Origin of the sequence: Streptomyces sp. NPDC051136, from assembly GCF_044455745.1 — a bacterium.
Taxonomy (GTDB): Bacteria; Actinomycetota; Actinomycetes; order Streptomycetales; family Streptomycetaceae; genus Streptomyces.
This window is the reverse complement of sequence record NZ_JBITFE010000006.1, coordinates 516,168-532,609: the sequence shown is the minus strand read 5'-3', so window position 1 is coordinate 532,609 and position 16,442 is coordinate 516,168. Positions and strand designations below refer to the sequence as shown.

The window sequence follows — 16,442 nt, the reverse complement described above, 5'->3', positions numbered from 1 at the left end:
CGCAGGTCGAAGCGGGTGTGCGGAACCTCAGCGGGACAGGCCGAGCACCTTCGCCGGGGCCCCGCCGGACTGCCGGCGGGCGGCCAGCGACCCGGACACCGTGATCACCACGACGCCCAGCACCGCGAGCACCCCCACCCCGACCGTCCCGGCCCAGCCGCCGGAGTGGAAGGCCACCGCACCGACCGTGCTGCCCGCGCTGGAGCCCACGTAGTAGGCGGACTGGTACAGCGCCGAGGCCTGGGCGCGGCCGTGCTGGGCGGTCTTGCCGACCGCCGAGGACGCCACCGCGTGCCCGGCGAAGAAGCCCGCCGTGATCAGCACCAGGCCCAGCAGGACCAGCGGCAGCGACGGCGCCAGGGACAGCAGCAGACCCGCCGCCGTCGTACCGGCGCCCAGGTACAGCGCCCCGCGGCGGCCGAGGCGGCCCACCAGGCGGCCCGCCGTCGACGCCGAGACCGTGCCGACCAGGTAGACCAGGAAGATCGAGCCGATCAGCCCCTGCGGCAGCGAGAACGGCGCCTCCGTCAGGCGGTAGCCGATCACCGTGTAGACGCCGCCGAACACCGTCATGAACAGCGCGCCGATCGCGTACAGGCGGCGCAGCAGCGGGTCGGCGAGGTGGTCGCGGACCGTGCGGACCAGCACCCGGGGGCGCAGCGAGCCCGGCGTGAAGTGCTGCGGCGCCGGCAGCAGCAGCCGGAAGGCCACCGCGCACGCCACCGCGACGAGGCCGATGGCCCCGACGGCGACCCGCCAGCCCCACTCCTGGGCGACCCATCCGGTGATGACCCGGCCGCTCATGCCGCCCACGCTGTTGCCCGCCACGAACAGGCCGATCGCGGTCACCAGCGCCCGCGGCCGCACCTCCTCGGCGAGGTACGCCGTCGCCGAGGCCGGCAGCCCGGCCAGCGCCGCGCCCTGCACCGCCCGCAGCGCGACCAGCGCCGGCAGCGACGGGGCGAAGGGCACCAGCAGCCCGACGGTCACCGCGACCGCCAGCGAGGCGGTCATGACCGTACGCCGTCCGAACCGCTCCGACAGCGCGCTCATCGGCAGCACGAACACCGCGAGGCCACCGGTCGCCGCGGCCACCGTCCAGCTCGCGTCGCTCGCCGTGACCCCCAGGTCGCCCGAGATCAGCGGCAGCAGTGCCTGGGTGGAGTACAGGAGCGCGAAGGTCGCGACGCCCGCCAGGAACAGCGCGAAACTCATCCGGCGGTAGCCGGGGCCGCCCGGAGCCATGCGCGAGTCGGGCGTCCCGGGGACGCCGGCGGTGGCGGAAGCGGCGTCGGGAGCGTCGGGAGCGCCGGTGGTGTCGGGAGCGGAGACTGCGGTCGCGGCGTCCACGCTGGTGGACGCCCCGGTATCGGCGGGAGTCATGCCCCGAAGGTACGAAGCCCCTTACTCATCCGTCCAATGCATGGACTGGCCATAATCGTTCCCATGGTGCATCAGCCAAGCTCACGGCCCCGCCTGTCACCGTCCGGTGACACGGAAGACATCGTCGCGCTGCTCGCGCCCCGCCTCGCGCACTTCGCCGGGGTGGCCCGCACCGAGCACGTCACCCGGGCCGCCCAGGAGATGAACGTCCCCCAGTCCACCCTGTCGCGCGCCCTGGTCCGCCTGGAGGAGGACCTCGGCGTCGACCTGTTCGTGCGGCGCGGCCGCACCCTCGCGCTGACCGTCGCCGGACGGACCTTCCTCGGCTCCGTCGAGCGGGCCCTCGCCGAGGTCGAGCGCGCCGCCGACGAGGTCCGGGCCGACGCCGACCCGGCCACCGGCAAGGTCGCCTTCGGCTTCCTGCACACCATGGGCGCCGAGACCGTCCCCGGTCTGCTGCACGCCTTCCGCGCCGACCACCCTCGGGTCCGCTTCAGCCTCGTGCAGAACTACGGCGAGGCCATGCTGGAGCGCCTGCGCGCGGGCGAGCTGGACCTGTGCCTGACCTCCCCGGTCCCCGACGCCCCCGACCTGGTCGCCCGCCGCCTCGACGAGCAGAAGCTGCGCCTGGTCGTGCCGGCCGACCACCCCCTGGCCCGGCGCCGGCGCATCCGTCTCGCCGAGGCCGCCGAGGAGATCTTCGTGACCCTGGAGCCCGGCTACGGCCTGCGCCGCATCACCGACGCCCTGTGCAAAGAGGCCGGTTTCCGCCCCAGGGTCGCCTTCGAGGGCGAGGAGGCGGAGACGCTGCGCGGCCTGGTCGCCGCCGGACTCGGCGTGGCCCTGCTGCCGCCGCCCGCGGTGCCCCGGCCCGGCGTGGTCGAACTGACGGTCACGGCGCCGCGCGCCGCCCGCGAGATCGGCGTGGCCTGGCTGGCGGGCCGCACGGACACGCCACCCGTGGCGGCGTTCAAGAAGTTCCTGCTGTCGCGGCGGGGCAGCCTGCTGCCGTCCTGAACCTCGGGCTCGGACGGGCCGCGCGCTATCGGCGCAGCGACTTCCCGAAGCCCACCGCGAGCGGCATCCGCAGACCCAGCGGCGGGGGAGCGGCCAGGGCGTCCTCCACCGGGCGCGAGAAGGGCTGCCCGAACAGCGCCCCCAGTACGAAGTCCTCGGCGAGCGCCGCCACTTCGTCCCGGTACTGGCGCAGGCCGTGCCCGTCGGAATGCACCTCGAACCGGCACACGGCGCGGTTCGCCTTCTTCGCCCGGGAGGCCAGCCGGAACGACAACTCCGGATCGCTGCGCCCGTCGTTGGTGCCTTGCACGATCAGCACCTGCCGCCCGGCCAGCTGCTTCACCGGCTCGGGTGGCGCGGCCACGTCGTCCTCCGGCAGCCAAGGAGCGATCGCCAGCACCGAGTTGACGGCCTGGTGCCCGGCCGCCCGCAGCGCCGCCCGGCCGCCCATGCCGACACCGGCCAGGCAGACGGGCACGTCGCCGTAGCGCCGTACGGCCTCGTCGGCGGCCCATTCGGCGTCCCGGGCGAGGTGCGCCTCGGTGCCGTTCCAACCGCGGTAGCGGTAGTGCACGACATGGGGAGCCAGGCCCTCCGCCCGGCCCGCGCGCGCCAGTCGGCGCCCGAGCGGACGCACGGAGGCCGCCGCCAGCAGCGGGGACGGTCTGCGGCCGGACACCTCGTCGCCGCCGGGGAGCAGCAGCACCACGCCGCTCACCGCGGTCCCCTCCGGACCGAGCGTTCGCCCCAGCCGGGCCCGACGGACCGGCGTCGCTTGCTGTCCCATGACAGAACATTCTCAGAAAGGCGGGTGTACGCCACCCGTCCGCGCAATCACCGTTACATATCGGCCGATCCGTAAAGCCGGGCCCCCGGCCCCGCGCGTCCGGGCGTTCGCCCGGTGCTCTACGCGCGTAGGAGTTACAGTGCGGAAATGACGAGCCAGAGCACCGCGAAGACCAGTGCGAGGACGCCGACGCCGGACCACATCCGCCGGGCGCCGAAGGTTCTGCTGCACGACCACCTCGACGGCGGGCTGCGCCCCGGCACCGTCGTCGAACTCGCCCGCGCCACGGGCTACTCGGACCTCCCGGAGACCGACGCCGACCGGCTCGGCACCTGGTTCCGCCAGGCCGCCGACTCCGGCTCGCTGGAGCGGTACCTGGAAACCTTCTCCCACACCGTCGGCGTCATGCAGACCCGCGACGCCCTGGTCCGGGTCGCCGCCGAGTGCGCCGAGGACCTCGCCGAGGACGGCGTCGTCTACGCCGAGGTGCGGTACGCGCCCGAGCAGCACCTGGAGCGGGGCCTCACCCTCGAAGAGGTCGTCGAGGCCGTCAACGAGGGCTTCCGGGAAGGGGAGCGGCGCGCCCGGGAGAACGGCCACCGGATCCGGGTCGGGGCCCTGCTCACCGCGATGCGGCACGCCGCCCGCTCCCTGGAGATCGCCGAACTCGCCAACCGCTACCGCGACCTCGGCGTCGTCGGGTTCGACATCGCCGGTGCCGAGGCCGGCTACCCGCCCACCCGGCACCTGGACGCCTTCGAGTACCTGAAGCGGGAGAACAACCACTTCACGATCCACGCCGGGGAGGCCTTCGGGCTGCCGTCCATCTGGCAGGCCCTGCAGTGGTGCGGCGCCGACCGGCTCGGTCACGGGGTGCGCATCGTCGACGACATCCAGGTCCACGAGGACGGCTCGGTCAAGCTCGGCCGGCTCGCCTCCTACGTCCGGGACAAGCGGATCCCGCTGGAGCTGTGCCCCAGCTCCAACCTCCAGACGGGCGCCGCCGACTCCTACGCCGAGCACCCCATCGGACTGCTGCGCCGACTGCACTTCAGGGCCACCGTCAACACGGACAACAGGCTGATGTCCCACACCAGCATGAGCCGCGAATTCGAGCACCTTGTCGAGGCGTTCGGTTACACGCTCGACGACATGCAGTGGTTCTCCGTCAATGCGATGAAATCAGCGTTCATTCCTTTCGACGAACGACTGGCCATGATCAATGACGTCATCAAGCCCGGATATGCCGAGCTGAAGTCCGAATGGCTGTTCCAGCAGGCGGCTTCCACCAGCGGTTCTTCGGAGGACGACGGCTGAGCAGGGGGTGACGGTAATACGGATGTGCGGACGGGCTTTCACCATCCGTCCGCATTTCGATGTTTGCCGCCGGGGGTGAAGCGTGTTTACGGTCGAGCACCGCTCACATCCCCGTCACCCCATTACGAGGACGCATTTCCATGAAGCAGTCTGCTGCCAAGACCCTCGGTGTCGCCGCCCTCGGCGCCGCCTTCGCCGCCGCCGGTGCCGGCGCGGCCACCGCGGCCCCCGAGCTCCCGGACACCGCGCAGACGGTGGACTCCGTCGCCCGCACCCTCCCCGCGGAGACCATCTCCCAGGTGGCGCCCGGCGCGGGCAACGCGCTGGAGCAGGGCCGCAGGATCTCCGGCACCGGCCTGACCGCCGCGCAGCCGGTCGTCGAGCAGGTGGTCGCCGAGCAGCTCGCCGAGGGCCCGACCGAGCCGGTCGCCAAGCTGCTCGGCGGGGTGCCGCTGAAGGGGCTGCCCACCCAGGGCCTGCCGGTCAACGGTCTCCCGCTCGGCGGCTGACCGCACCGCCCCCCCCGCGCCGATGGGGCGCACCCGCTCGGCGGGTGCGCCCCATCGGTGTACCAGAGGGAGGTACGGCCGTCACCAGGCCGTGCGGGCGGCCTTCTCCTCCGACGGGAGCAGGATCCACAGGGCCAGGTAGAGCAGGAACTGCGGGCCGGGCAGCAGGCAGGAGACCAGGAAGATCACCCGCATCGTGCCGGCGGAGGTGCCGAAGCGCCGGGCCAGCGCGGCGCACACTCCGCCGATCATGCGGCCGTGGGTGGGGCGGGCGAGGCTGGACATCGCGGCTCCTTCGTGAGCGGGTGGGCGGGGCTGCCCTGCGGCTTCCCCTTCATCTGCCCTCCACGCTACGGAGACGAACGGCGCAAAGCGTCGCTCTACGGGGCGATACCGACCCTGGGAATCGTCGGGGTCCGACCCTGAGCGGGCTCCTCCTGGGGGACGTCCTCCAGCCCCTCCTGCCGGTACCGGCGGCGGAGCCACGCCCGGCCTGCAGGGACGACGGCGAGGTGGGCCAGGGCCACGCCCACCGTGTTCAGCAGCACCGAGTCGATGTCGACGACCTGACCGGGCACCCCGGTCTGCAGCAGTTCGACGCCCACCGACAGCAGGGCGGCGGCGGCCGCGGTGCGCAGCAGGGAGGCCAGCCGCGAGACGTGCAGCCGGCCGCCGGCCATCGGCAGCAGAACGCCCAGCGGCGCCAGCAGGGCCAGCCCACCGCCCAGCGAACGCACGGCCTCGCGGCCGCCGAGCGCCAGGTCGGCGCGGATTCCGGCGAACGGCTGCACATTGGGCGGCAGCACCCAGGGGACGTCCAGTGGCCGCAGCGCGTACCAGGCGACGAACACGACGTGTGCGACGAGGAGCACACCTCCTGTCACACGGATGCGGAGCGCGGCGCTGCCGCCGAGGAACCCATGACGCTGCACGCCCCCCTAGACGCGGCCCGCGCCGCGCGCGGTTCCGGCCCCTGCCCCGCAAGGGTGAGGCCTGCGCCACACGGCCCGGGGAACGGCATCCACGACGACCGCGAGCGGCTTCCACGGCCCCGGTGCGGCCTCCCTGGCCCAGGCGCGGTCTCGCCGCCCCCGGGGGTGCGGTCCCACCTCGGGGCGCGGTCCCTGGCCGCGTGCGGCCCTCCGGCCCCCGGGTGGGCGTCCACGACCGGCTTGCGGCCTGTGCGGCCTCCTCGCCCCCGTAGGGCTGCTCCGGCGCCGGGACACGGCCCCGTCCGCCTGCGGGCTCCCGCCCCCCGCGCCGCCTGTACTGCCCGGCCGTCGGCCGTGAGGGGGCCGTCAGCCGTCCTTGACCTCGTCGGACGGCGGCTCGTTGCTGCCGGGTCTGGACCGGACCTCGTCCGTGCAGGAGTAGCGGCGGACGGACCGGTCGGCCGGGCCGGCCAGGATCACCGAGCCGTCGCCCTCGGCCGCGGCGGAGTCGGAGAAGGTGCACACGACCTGGGCCAGGGCGTACGACGTGAGGCCGCCCGGGTCGGTGTCCAGCCGCAGCGTGTCCTCGGGGTCGCCGGAGCGCGGCCCCGTCACGGTGATCGGGCGGCGCACGTCCGACGTGTACCCGGCCTCCTTCTCCGCGGCCGACGGCTGCGCCGCCAGCTCGTCCAGCAGTCCTTGGGCCACCAGCACGCGCCGCCCGGAGTCCGGGGCGCCGTCCGGCACTCGCACCGTGCGGTCCACGGCCACCAGCGACGAGCCGCACAGCAGGAACACCTGCGCCGGCAGGCCGGACGCGGCCCGCGTCGACACGCCGGGCTCGGGGAGCGAGCAGCGCACCCGCGAGGGGGCGGGCCCGTAGTCCGTGGGCACCTCGGTGGCGCGGATGCCGCACCCGGTCAGCAGCACGGCCAGTCCCACGAGCCCGGAGAGGGCCGGCAGCCGGCGTACGGTCATCAGACCTGTCCCTTCGCGTCCTTGCCCTTGCTCCCGTCGCCCGCCGTCCCCGCCGGGTCCCCGGCGTCCTCGTCGGCGGGCGGGGACGGGTCCTGCGGCAGCCGCAGCGTGAACATCGCACCGCCGTCCGGGACGTTCTCCGCGGTGATCCCGCCGCCGTGGATGTGGGCGTTCTCCAGGGCGATGGACAGGCCGAGCCCACTGCCGTCGGAGCGCGGCCGGGAGGCGCTCGCCTTGTAGAAGCGGTCGAAGACGTGCGGCAGGACGTCCTCGGGGATGCCGGGGCCGTTGTCCCGCACCCGGATGACGATCTCGTCGTCGGCCCGCGACACGGACACCGTGACGGGCGAACCGCCGTGCTTGAGCGCGTTGCCGATCAGATTGGCGAGGATGACGTCCAGGCGGCGCGGGTCGAGGCGGGCGTGGATGCCGCGCTCCGCGTCCAGGTCGACGGCGTCCAGCCAGGCCCGGGCGTCGATGCAGGCGGTGATCTGGTCGGCGACGTCCACGTCGTCCAGGACGAGGCGGGCGGTGCCGGCGTCGAAGCGGGTCACCTCCATCAGGTTCTCCACCAGGTCGTTCAGCCGCCGGGTCTCGCTCACCACCAGCCGTACGGCGGGCTCGACCATCGGGTCGAAGCTCCCGCCCTCGCCCTCGCCCGCGAACTCCAGCTCCTCCTCCAGCACTTCCGTCACCGCGGTGAGTGCCGTCAACGGCGTGCGCAGCTCGTGGCTCATGTCCGCGACGAAGCGCCGGGAGGCCTGCTCCCGGCCCGCCATGTCCGCGACCCGCTTCTCCAGGTTCTCGGCGGCGTTGTTGAACGTCCGGGACAGATCGGCCAGTTCGTCGGTGCCGGACACGCGCAGCCGGGTGTCCAGCTTCCCCTCGCCCAGGCGCCGCGCCGCCACCCCGAGCCGGTGCACCGGCTTGAGCACGGTCGTCGCCAGGGCCTGCGCGAGCAGCGCGGAGCCGAGCAGGGCGAGCGCGGTGGCGATCCCCAGCGACCACGCGAGCGAGTTCAAGTCCTTGGCCTCCGGCTCCAGCGACTTGAGCATGTAGCCGGTCGGCCCACCGCCGATCACCTTCGTGCCGGCCACCAGGTACGGGGTGCCGTCGTCGGTGATCCGCTGCCAGTACAGGTGGTACGGGTGCTTGTTGGCCGAGGTGAGCTTCTGCTCCCTGGTCACCGCCGTGCGCAGCGACTCGGGCACGTCGGACAGCGCGAACCCGCCCAGGCCGCCGGAACTGCCGTAGACGGCACCGCCGTCGGCGTCCTCGGCGACCAGCAGCACGCCGAAGCGCTGGCTGCTGCTGGCCATCTGACCCGCGGTGTGCTGCAACTCGTCCTGGGAGGGGTGCTCGGGCAGCGCCCCCGCCCGGTTCTGCATCTCCTGCTCGAAGTCGCGCAGCACGGCGTCCTGGGTACGGGTGAGCACCGCCTCCCGGTTCAGCCAGTAGGCGATGCCGGACGCGGACACGGCCGCGGTGAGCGCGACCAGACCGAAGACGAGGACCAGCCTCAGGCGCAGGCTGGTGAAGCGCAGCCAGGACCAGACTCCCTTGCGAGCCGCGGCCAGGCCGCGGCTGCCCCCCTGGTGTTCCTTGGTCACTGAGGCGGATCCAGCCGGTAACCGACACCCCGCACGGTACGGATCAGCGTCGGGGACGACGGCACGTCCTCGACCTTAGCGCGCAGCCGCTGCACGCAGGCGTCCACCAGCCGGGAGTCACCGAGGTAGTCGTGCTCCCACACCAGCCGCAGCAACTGCTGCCGGGACAGCGCCTGCCCCGGCCGCCGGCTCAGTTCGAGCAGCAGCCGCAGCTCGGTCGGCGTCAGCTGGAGGTCCTCGCCGTTCTTCGTCACGGTCATCGCGGACCGGTCGATGACCAGGCTGCCGAAGCTCGCCGAGTCCGTGGACTCCCGCTCCCCGCGCCGCAGCACGGCGCGGATCCGGGCGTCGAGCACCCGGCCCTGGACGGGCTTGACCACGTAGTCGTCGGCGCCCGACTCGAGACCGACGACCACGTCGATGTCGTCGTTGCGCGCGGTCAGCAGAATGATCGGCAGCTGGTCGGTGCGCCGGATGCGGCGGCACACCTCGAAACCGTCGATGCCGGGCAGCATCACGTCCAGCACGATCAGGTCCGGCCGCTGCTCGCGCAACAGCTTCAGACCGTCCTCACCACTGGCAGCGGTGGCCACCCGATGGCCCTGGCGGGTCAGGGAGAGCTCCAGGGCCGTGCGGATGGCGTCGTCGTCCTCGATCAGCAACAGGGAAGGCACGCGCTCATTCTGGCCCATGAGGGGGTGGGTGTTCGACCTGTGGGTGCGGATGAGCCCCGACCACGCCGCCGGACCCTGTGAAGGAACGGTGGTGCGACCGTGACGGACCCCTGTGACAGCTCTGTGACAGTCGGCGGACACGGCGATGAAGTCACCCCGGCAAGCTTTTCGTCACAAGCAACACAGCAGGCAGCAACACAGCAGGTCGCAACACAGCAGGACGCAACACGACAGGCCGCAACGCGGCACGTCGCAGCACCAGGCCGAACACCGGAAGTCCACGACGGGGGGCGCGAGATGAACACGCTGAAGGGCACCAACACCAGCGCAGTGGTCACGCGTCTGCACGACGTGCACGCACACCGGGGTTCCGAGAAGTCCGGTGCCGTGAGCGGGCGGGGGTGCGCTCGCGGCACCGGGCGTCAGCACACCGGGTACATGACGGTGGTCGACGCGAACACGGGGGACACGGGGGCAGCGGGGAACACGGGGGACCGGGGGGAGACGCGCGGGGGGACCGCGTACGGGGAGGCGCAGGGGGAGCGCACGTCACTGTCGGAGGCGGAGTTCACCGCCTACGTGCAGGAGCGCCGCTCCTCCCTGTACGCCACCGCGTACCACCTCACCGGCGACCGCTTCGAGGCCGAGGACCTGCTGCAGAGCGCGCTGTTCTCGACCTACCGGGCGTGGGACCGGATCAGTGACAAGGCGGCGGTCGGCGGATACCTCCGCCGCACCATGACCAACCTGCACATCAGCGCCTGGCGGCGCCGCAAGCTCAACGAGTACCCGACCGAGGAACTGCCGGAGACGCCCGGCGACATGGACGCGATGCGCGGCACCGAACTGCGCGCGGTCCTGTGGCAGGCGCTGGCCCGGCTGCCCGAGCTCCAGCGCACCATGCTGGTCCTGCGCTACTACGAGGGCCGCACGGACCCGGAGATCGCGGACATCCTCGACATCAGCGTCGGCACGGTGAAGTCCAGCATCTGGCGGTCGCTCCGCCGGCTGCGCGAGGACGAGGTCCTCAGCTTCGGCCGTGACCGGGAGGACGCCTTCGGCGAACTGGTCGCCTGAAGGCAGGGGGCGGGGCCCCGTGAAAAAAGCCCCGTGAGAAAAGTACGGGCCGGGGTGTATCAGGGGGAGGGACCCGGGCTCTTACTCACGGGGAAGCACCACGGGGGAACAACGGGGGACGGGGATCCACGGGGGAACCTGGATCCCCGGACGGGGATCACGGGGGATCCACGGGGGAGTGGAAAGGGAGCGGGACTGGAGGGCCGGGGGGTCCGTCCAGTCCCGCTTTTTCCGTCTCCGCCCTGTTCTCCGCCCCGGAGGCCCCTAGGCCGTCGTACGGGCGGAGGCGCGGCGTCCCGCCGCCGCGGCCGCCAGCCGGCCCATCGCCTCGTCCCGGTCGCAGGCGTGCGCGCCCAGGGCCGTCTGCCGGGCGACGACCGACCGCTCCTGCCGCATCAGCCGCCAGCCCCTGCGCAGCAGGAACGGCACGGACTTGCGGCCCTCGCGCAGGTCCCGCAGGAAACGGCGGCGGAAGGTCGTCAGCGGGCCCCGGCTCAGGCACAGCGCGTCGGCCAGCACGCCCAGTTCCCGGCAGCGGTCCACCAGTTCCGCCGCGAAGATGCCCTCCGCGAGGAACAGCGGCGTCCGCCCGATGTCGACCGTCTCGGCGCCGGTGCGGGCGCTGAGCGACAGGTCGTACACGGGCACGGTGGTGCGCCCCGTGCGGCACAGCTCGCCGATGGCGGCGACCGCCACGTCCGCGTCCCACGATGCCGGGTGGTCCCAGTCGATGTCGGAACTCTGGGGCACCGTCGGCAGCGTCGGGTCGGTGCCCTCCTTGTAGAAGTCGTCGAGGCGCAGCACCGGGAGGCCGGAGTGCGCGGCGAGGAGGGACTTGCCGGAGCCGGAGGGGCCGCAGAGCAGCACGACTCGCGTCGGTATGGGCGGATGGGAGCTCACGGGACACCAGTCTGAGGCATCGAACGGCCGTCGTACGACCCCGCGGGTGGACTTTGCCGCACGCGTCACATCCCGATGGCGCTGCGGGGTGACCTGATCACGGTCCGTGCTGTTGTCAGGGCAGTCCGTAGCAATCCACATCAAGAGGTGGCAGCAGCGATGTCCCGACACGCGTCCCCCCGCACTCCGCACGCACAGCGCGCCCTGGTCGCCCTCGCGACCGCCGGGGCCGCCCTGGCCGCAGGAGCGGCGACGGCTTCCGCGGACGGCGGCGAGACGATCGCCGGCCTGGCCCACACCCGGCCCACCTCGCTGGGCAACATCGATCCGCAGGCGGGCGCCCAGGCGGTGACCGGCATCGTCGGTTACGTCACCGGCCCGGTCGCCGACCTGAGGCCCAACCCGCTGGCCGGAACCGGCGTCGACCCGCTGGACAACGGCGTCGGCACCAAGGTCGCCGACTTCCAGCCGCTGACCTCGACGGCCCTGACGGGACCGGTCGCGCAGGCCCAGTCCCTGGGGAGCGTGCCGGTGCTGGGACAGGCGACGGAGCTGCTGCGCTGACACTCCCCGGCGGCGCGGTGCACGCACGCGAGGAGCCGCGTCCTCCCCGGACGGAGGGAGGGCGCGGCTCGGTCGCGGGACGCGGGGGTCGTGGGCATCGCGGGAGTCGCGGGTGCCGCGGGTGTACCTACCGCGATGCGGTGGGGCCTAGTACGACGAACCCGACGCGCCCAGTGCGCCCGTCGGGTGCCAGACCGTCTTCGTCTCCAGGAACGCCGTCATGCGCTCGGTGCCCGGCGCCGCCGACCAGTCGACGTCGTCCACAGGCTGTGGACGCAGGACGCGCTTGAGATTGTCCGCCGCCGCGATCTCCAGCTCCTTGGCCAGCGTCTCGTCGGCGCCGGTGAGGTCGATCGCGTTGACGTCCTGGTGCGAGGCGAGCGGGGCCGCGATCTCCGCCGTACGGCCCGACAGGACGTTGACCACGCCGCCGGGGAGGTCGGAGGTGGCCAGGACCTCGCCGAGGGAGAGGGCGGGGAGGGGGGACTTCTCCGAGGCGATCACGACGGCCGTGTTGCCCGTCGCGATGACCGGGGCGATCACCGAGACCAGGCCCAGGAAGGACGACTCCTGCGGGGCCAGGACGGCGACGACGCCGGTGGGCTCCGGGGAGGAGAGGTTGAAGAAGGGGCCCGCGACCGGGTTGCCGCCGCCGACCACCTGGGCGATCTTGTCGGTCCAGCCCGCGTACCAGACCCAGCGGTCGATCGCGGCGTCCACCTGCGCCGCCGCCTTCGACTTCGACAGGCCCTCCGCGTCGGCCACCTCCGCGACGTACTGGTCGCGGCGGCCCTCCAGCATCTCGGCGACGCGGTAGAGGATCTGGCCGCGGTTGTACGCCGTCGCGCCCGACCAGCCGCCGAACGCCTTGCGCGCGGCGACCACCGCGTCACGGGCGTCCTTGCGGGAGGAGAGCGGCGCGTTCGCCAGCCACTTGCCCTTTGCGTCGGTCACCTCGTACACCCGGCCGCTCTCGGAACGCGGGAACTTCCCGCCGACGTACAGCTTGTAGGTCTTGAGGACACTGAGTCGTGCATCAGACATCGAGGTATGCCTCCAGGCCGTGGCGGCCGCCCTCGCGGCCGAAGCCCGACTCCTTGTAACCGCCGAACGGCGAGGTCGGGTCGAACTTGTTGAACGTGTTGGACCAGATCACACCCGCGCGGAGCTTGTTCGCGACCGCCAGGATGCGCGAGCCCTTCTCCGTCCAGATGCCCGCCGACAGGCCGTACGGGGTGTTGTTGGCCTTGGCGACCGCCTCGTCCGGCGTGCGGAAGGTGAGGACGGACAGGACCGGGCCGAAGATCTCGTCGCGGGCGACGGTGTGCGCCTGCGTGACGTTCGTGAACAGCGTCGGGGCGAACCAGTAACCGGAGGAGGGGAGTTCGCAGGCCGGCGACCAGCGCTCGGCGCCCTCCGCCTCGCCCTGGTCGGCGAGGGCGGTGATACGGGCCAGCTGCTCGGCCGAGTTGATCGCGCCGATGTCCGTGTTCTTGTCCAGCGGGTCGCCCAGGCGGAGCGTGGTGAGCCTCCGCTTCAGGGAGTCGAGCAGCTCGTCGTGGATCGACTCCTGGACCAGGAGGCGGGAGCCCGCGCAGCAGACCTGGCCCTGGTTGAAGAAGATGCCGTTGACGATGCCCTCGACGGCCTGGTCGATCGGGGCGTCGTCGAAGACGATGTTGGCGCCCTTGCCGCCCAGTTCGAGCGTGAGCTTCTTGCGGGTGCCCGCGACGGTGCGCGCGATCTGCTTGCCGACGGCGGTGGAGCCGGTGAAGGCGACCTTGTTCACGTCGGGGTGGGCGGTCAGCGCGGCGCCGGCGCGGCCGTCACCGGTGATGATGTTGACGACGCCCCGGGGGAGACCCGCCTGGCGGCAGATGTCCGCGAAGAACAGGGCGGACAGCGGGGTCGTCTCGGCGGGCTTGAGGACCACCGTGTTGCCGGTCGCCAGCGCCGGGGCGATCTTCCACGCCAGCATCAGGAGCGGGAAGTTCCACGGGATGACCTGGCCCGCGACGCCGAGCGGACGCGGGTTCGCGCCGTAGCCGGCGTGGTCGAGCTTGTCGGCCCAGCCCGCGTAGTAGAAGAAGTGCGCGGCGACCAGCGGGAGGTCCGCGTCGCGGGTCTCCTTGATCGGCTTGCCGTTGTCGAGGGTTTCCAGGACGGCCAGCTCACGGCTGCGCTCCTGGACGATGCGGGCGATGCGGAAGAGGTACTTGGCGCGCTCGGAGCCGGGCAGCGCGGACCACTTCTCGAAGGCCTTGCGGGCGGCCTTCACGGCACGGTCGACGTCCGCCTCACCGGCCTCGGCGACCTCGGAGAGGACCTCCTCGGTGGAGGGGGAGACCGTCTTGAAGACCTTGCCGTCGGCGGCCTCGGTAAACTCGCCGTCGATGAAGAGGCCGTACGACGGGGCGATGTCGACGACCGCTCGGGACTCGGGCGCCGGGGCGTACTCGAATGCGGATGCGGATGCGGATACAGATGCGGATGCGGATGCCATGGGGATCAGTCCACCGTCACGTAGTCGGGGCCGGAGTAACGGCCTGTGGCCAGCTTCTGGCGCTGCATCAGCAGGTCGTTCAGGAGCGAGGAGGCGCCGAAGCGGAACCAGTGGTTGTCCAGCCAGTCCTCGCCCGCGGTCTCGTTGACCAGGACCAGGAACTTGATCGCGTCCTTCGCGGTGCGGATGCCGCCGGCCGGCTTCACGCCGACCTGGACACCGGTCTGCGCGCGGAAGTCGCGGACCGCCTCCAGCATCAGGAGGGTGTTGGCGGGGGTGGCGTTGACCGCGACCTTGCCGGTCGAGGTCTTGATGAAGTCGGCGCCGGCCAGCATGCCGAGCCAGCTGGCGCGGCGGATGTTGTCGTACGTCGACAGCTCGCCGGTCTCGAAGATCACCTTCAGGCGGGCCGCCGTGCCGCAGGCCTCGCGCACGGCGGTGATCTCCTCGTACACCTTCATGTAGTGACCGGCCAGGAACGCGCCGCGGTCGATGACCATGTCGACCTCGTCCGCGCCCGCTTCCACGGCCTCGCGCACGTCGGCCAGCTTCACGGCCAGCGAGGCCCGGCCGGCCGGGAACGCGGTGGCCACCGAAGCGACCTTCACGCCGGAGCCGGCCACGGCCTCCTTTGCGGTGGGCACCATGTCGGGGTACACGCAGACGGCGGCGGTGGCGGGGGCCGTGCGGTCGGTCGGGTCGGGGCGGACCGCCTTCGCGCCGAGCGCCCGGACCTTGCCCGGGGTGTCCGCGCCTTCCAGCGTCGTCAGGTCGACCATCGAGATGGCCAGGTCGAGGGCGTACGCCTTCGCGGTGGTCTTGATGGAACGGGTGCCGAGGGAGGCGGCGCGCGCCTCCAGGCCGACCGTGTCGACGCCGGGCAGCCCGTGGAGGAAGCGGCGCAGCGTGCTGTCGGACGCGGTGACGTCGGCGAGTCCGTGTGCGGGGCCGTTCACGGGGCCCTGTGCGGCGGGTGCAGTGGTGGGCATGGTCACCAGGTGAGCATATCTACGCGCGTAGCGGTCTGTACAGCCCCGGGGGCGGATCGGGGGGATCGGGTGGGGGTCGGGTGCGGGGCGAGTGGTTTCTGGGCGCGGGTCGGGTGGGCCTTTGAGGTGCGGGTCGGGTGGGTTCTTCGGGTGTGGGTCGCGGGGTCCCTTCGGGTGTGGGTCGCTTCTTCGGGTGCGGGTCGGGCGGGTTTCTCCGGGTGTGGGTCGCTTCTCCGGGTGCGGGTCGCGGGGCCCTTCGGGTGTGGGTCGCTTCTTCGGTGCGGGTCGGGTGCGGCGGCACCGCCCGTGAGCTTCGGTCGGCCGTCGGGCACAATCGGCAGCATGACGACCCCGGAGCCCCAGTCGCCCTCGCCGCAGCCGTCGGAACCCGTGTCCAAGGACCGGGTCCACCGCTCGCCCGCAGGCATCGCCGGAGGCGTGCTGCTCCTCGCCCTCGCGCTGTGGCTCGGCATCGACGCCCTGGTCACGGGCGAGGGGAGCACCCGCTGGAAGGCGCTCGCGATGCTGGTCTTCCTCGTGCCGCTCATCGCCGCCTACACCGTGCGGCCCGCCGTCTTCGCGAACGAGGACCGGCTGCGGGTGCGCAATCCGTTCCGCGTGATCGTGCTCCCCTGGGGGCAGGTGGCAGCGTTCCGGTCCTCCTACTCCAACGAGGTCCTCGTCCCGAGCGGCGACAAGTACCAGCTGTGGTCCGTGCCCGTCTCGCTGCGGGGACGCAAGAAGGCCGCGCGGCAGGAGGACCGGCGGGCCGCGGGCGGCGGCAGACGCGGCGGTCTGCTCAGCGGCATGGGGACGTCGCAGTTCGGTCCGGGCGGCCGGGGGGCCACGGCCACCGACGGGGCGGACAGGCCGGTGCGGGCACAGGGCGACAGGATCATGGACGAGCTGCGCGACCTGCAGGAGGCGCGGAAGGACGCCGCGGCCTCCCAGGGCGAGGTGACGGTGCGGTGGGCCTACGAGATCGTCGTACCGGTCGTCGTCGGGGCGGTGGCGCTGGCGGTGCTGCTCGGGGTGGGGTGAGCCGGCTCCGGGCGGGCGGCGGGTGCTGGTGCGGGTGCTGCGTGGTGCGGGTGCTGCGTGGTGCGGGTGCGCGGTGCGGTGCCGCTCGGGGTGGGGCCGGTCGGCTGTGTGGTGTGGTGCGCTGGTGAGTGGTGTCCGGGGGCCCTTGCGGGCCCCCGGAC

At 72.7% G+C, this 16,442-nt stretch carries 17 protein-coding genes; 6 read left to right on the top strand and 11 right to left on the bottom strand.

Features of this window, described 5'->3' with window-relative positions:
• Positions 1-27: 27 nt before the first annotated feature.
• Positions 28-1,383 (bottom strand): MFS transporter, encoded by a 1,356-nt coding sequence (locus ACIBCJ_RS20340; RefSeq protein ID WP_365980492.1) that lies wholly within the window; start codon positions 1,381-1,383, stop codon positions 28-30.
• 63 nt (positions 1,384-1,446) lie between these two features.
• On the opposite strand from ACIBCJ_RS20340, the gene ACIBCJ_RS20335 reads away from it, so the two are divergent.
• Complete coding sequence (locus ACIBCJ_RS20335; protein WP_362103603.1) at positions 1,447-2,400, top strand: LysR substrate-binding domain-containing protein; 954 nt, start codon at positions 1,447-1,449, stop codon at positions 2,398-2,400.
• 25 nt (positions 2,401-2,425) lie between these two features.
• Here ACIBCJ_RS20335 and ACIBCJ_RS20330 read toward each other — a convergent pair whose 3' ends face one another.
• Positions 2,426-3,187 (bottom strand): alpha/beta hydrolase, encoded by a 762-nt coding sequence (locus ACIBCJ_RS20330; protein WP_365980493.1) that lies wholly within the window; start codon positions 3,185-3,187, stop codon positions 2,426-2,428.
• Positions 3,188-3,334: 147 nt separating this feature from the next.
• Here ACIBCJ_RS20330 and ACIBCJ_RS20325 point away from each other — a divergent pair, with 147 nt between their 5' ends.
• The gene (locus ACIBCJ_RS20325; RefSeq protein WP_365980494.1) at positions 3,335-4,504 is read left to right on the top strand and encodes an adenosine deaminase; all 1,170 of its coding nucleotides are present in this window, start codon (positions 3,335-3,337) and stop codon (positions 4,502-4,504) included.
• A 140-nt stretch (positions 4,505-4,644) separates the two neighbouring features.
• The gene (locus tag ACIBCJ_RS20320) at positions 4,645-5,013 is read left to right on the top strand and encodes an ATP-binding protein (protein WP_133887838.1); all 369 of its coding nucleotides are present in this window, start codon (positions 4,645-4,647) and stop codon (positions 5,011-5,013) included.
• 81 nt (positions 5,014-5,094) lie between these two features.
• Here ACIBCJ_RS20320 and ACIBCJ_RS20315 read toward each other — a convergent pair whose 3' ends face one another.
• The 5 genes from ACIBCJ_RS20315 to afsQ1 all read right to left on the bottom strand — a co-directional run bounded on the left by ACIBCJ_RS20315 (position 5,095) and on the right by afsQ1 (position 9,207).
• A complete protein-coding gene (locus ACIBCJ_RS20315; RefSeq protein WP_003974070.1) occupies positions 5,095-5,298 on the bottom strand; it encodes a PspC domain-containing protein in 204 nt (67 codons plus the stop codon).
• A 95-nt stretch (positions 5,299-5,393) separates the two neighbouring features.
• Positions 5,394-5,945 carry a VanZ family protein gene (locus tag ACIBCJ_RS20310; protein WP_362103606.1) on the bottom strand — a complete coding sequence of 184 codons (552 nt, stop codon included), beginning with the start codon at positions 5,943-5,945 and terminating at the stop codon, positions 5,394-5,396.
• Positions 5,946-6,311: 366 nt separating this feature from the next.
• Positions 6,312-6,923, bottom strand: coding sequence for a hypothetical protein (locus tag ACIBCJ_RS20305; protein ID WP_365980495.1), 612 nt, complete (start codon positions 6,921-6,923; stop codon positions 6,312-6,314).
• Positions 6,923-8,533 carry a HAMP domain-containing sensor histidine kinase gene (locus tag ACIBCJ_RS20300; protein WP_362103608.1) on the bottom strand — a complete coding sequence of 537 codons (1,611 nt, stop codon included), beginning with the start codon at positions 8,531-8,533 and terminating at the stop codon, positions 6,923-6,925. The genes ACIBCJ_RS20305 and ACIBCJ_RS20300 overlap by 1 nt, the downstream gene beginning before the upstream one ends.
• Positions 8,530-9,207: a two-component system response regulator AfsQ1 gene (afsQ1, locus tag ACIBCJ_RS20295; RefSeq protein ID WP_003974066.1), complete on the bottom strand. Its 678-nt coding sequence runs from the start codon at positions 9,205-9,207 to the stop codon at positions 8,530-8,532. Before afsQ1 ends, ACIBCJ_RS20300 begins: the two co-directional genes overlap by 4 nt.
• A 297-nt stretch (positions 9,208-9,504) precedes the next feature.
• Between afsQ1 and ACIBCJ_RS20290 the strand changes: the two genes are divergently transcribed.
• Positions 9,505-10,284 (top strand): SigE family RNA polymerase sigma factor, encoded by a 780-nt coding sequence (locus ACIBCJ_RS20290; protein ID WP_362103609.1) that lies wholly within the window; start codon positions 9,505-9,507, stop codon positions 10,282-10,284.
• Between the two features lie 264 nt (positions 10,285-10,548).
• On the opposite strand, the gene ACIBCJ_RS20285 is transcribed toward ACIBCJ_RS20290, so the two are convergent.
• On the bottom strand, positions 10,549-11,151 hold the full coding sequence (locus ACIBCJ_RS20285) for a uridine kinase (RefSeq protein WP_362103622.1): 603 nt from the start codon (positions 11,149-11,151) through the stop codon (positions 10,549-10,551).
• A gap of 192 nt (positions 11,152-11,343) precedes the next feature.
• Between ACIBCJ_RS20285 and ACIBCJ_RS20280 the strand changes: the two genes are divergently transcribed.
• The gene (locus ACIBCJ_RS20280) at positions 11,344-11,748 is read left to right on the top strand and encodes a hypothetical protein (RefSeq protein ID WP_365980496.1); all 405 of its coding nucleotides are present in this window, start codon (positions 11,344-11,346) and stop codon (positions 11,746-11,748) included.
• Positions 11,749-11,895: 147 nt separating this feature from the next.
• On the opposite strand, the gene ACIBCJ_RS20275 is transcribed toward ACIBCJ_RS20280, so the two are convergent.
• Genes ACIBCJ_RS20275 through deoC form a run of 3 tightly spaced genes read right to left on the bottom strand, consistent with a single transcriptional unit; the run spans position 11,896 to position 15,240 of the window.
• Complete coding sequence (locus ACIBCJ_RS20275; protein WP_362103611.1) at positions 11,896-12,792, bottom strand: aldehyde dehydrogenase family protein; 897 nt, start codon at positions 12,790-12,792, stop codon at positions 11,896-11,898.
• Entirely contained in the window at positions 12,785-14,251 is a 1,467-nt protein-coding gene (locus ACIBCJ_RS20270) for an aldehyde dehydrogenase family protein (RefSeq protein WP_365980497.1), read from the bottom strand. The genes ACIBCJ_RS20275 and ACIBCJ_RS20270 overlap by 8 nt, the downstream gene beginning before the upstream one ends.
• A gap of 5 nt (positions 14,252-14,256) precedes the next feature.
• On the bottom strand, positions 14,257-15,240 hold the full coding sequence (gene deoC, locus ACIBCJ_RS20265) for a deoxyribose-phosphate aldolase (protein WP_365980510.1): 984 nt from the start codon (positions 15,238-15,240) through the stop codon (positions 14,257-14,259).
• A 342-nt stretch (positions 15,241-15,582) separates the two neighbouring features.
• Between deoC and ACIBCJ_RS20260 the strand changes: the two genes are divergently transcribed.
• Positions 15,583-16,281, top strand: coding sequence for a PH domain-containing protein (locus ACIBCJ_RS20260; RefSeq protein WP_362103614.1), 699 nt, complete (start codon positions 15,583-15,585; stop codon positions 16,279-16,281).
• Positions 16,282-16,442 lie beyond the last annotated feature (161 nt).

Bases quoted from the DNA above. Each gene is read 5' to 3' on its own strand.
- ACIBCJ_RS20340 (WP_365980492.1), bottom strand. From the start codon at position 1,383: ATGACTCCCGCCGATACCGGGGCGTCCACCAGCGTGGACGCCGCGACC.
- ACIBCJ_RS20335 (WP_362103603.1), top strand. From the start codon at position 1,447: ATGGTGCATCAGCCAAGCTCACGGCCCCGCCTGTCACCGTCCGGTGAC.
- ACIBCJ_RS20330 (WP_365980493.1), bottom strand. From the start codon at position 3,187: ATGGGACAGCAAGCGACGCCGGTCCGTCGGGCCCGGCTGGGGCGAACG.
- ACIBCJ_RS20325 (WP_365980494.1), top strand. From the start codon at position 3,335: ATGACGAGCCAGAGCACCGCGAAGACCAGTGCGAGGACGCCGACGCCG.
- ACIBCJ_RS20320 (WP_133887838.1), top strand. From the start codon at position 4,645: ATGAAGCAGTCTGCTGCCAAGACCCTCGGTGTCGCCGCCCTCGGCGCC.
- ACIBCJ_RS20315 (WP_003974070.1), bottom strand. From the start codon at position 5,298: ATGTCCAGCCTCGCCCGCCCCACCCACGGCCGCATGATCGGCGGAGTG.
- ACIBCJ_RS20305 (WP_365980495.1), bottom strand. From the start codon at position 6,923: ATGACCGTACGCCGGCTGCCGGCCCTCTCCGGGCTCGTGGGACTGGCC.
- ACIBCJ_RS20290 (WP_362103609.1), top strand. From the start codon at position 9,505: ATGAACACGCTGAAGGGCACCAACACCAGCGCAGTGGTCACGCGTCTG.
- ACIBCJ_RS20280 (WP_365980496.1), top strand. From the start codon at position 11,344: ATGTCCCGACACGCGTCCCCCCGCACTCCGCACGCACAGCGCGCCCTG.
- ACIBCJ_RS20275 (WP_362103611.1), bottom strand. From the start codon at position 12,792: ATGTCTGATGCACGACTCAGTGTCCTCAAGACCTACAAGCTGTACGTC.
- ACIBCJ_RS20270 (WP_365980497.1), bottom strand. From the start codon at position 14,251: ATGGCATCCGCATCCGCATCTGTATCCGCATCCGCATCCGCATTCGAG.
- deoC (WP_365980510.1), bottom strand. From the start codon at position 15,240: ATGCCCACCACTGCACCCGCCGCACAGGGCCCCGTGAACGGCCCCGCA.
- ACIBCJ_RS20260 (WP_362103614.1), top strand. From the start codon at position 15,583: ATGACGACCCCGGAGCCCCAGTCGCCCTCGCCGCAGCCGTCGGAACCC.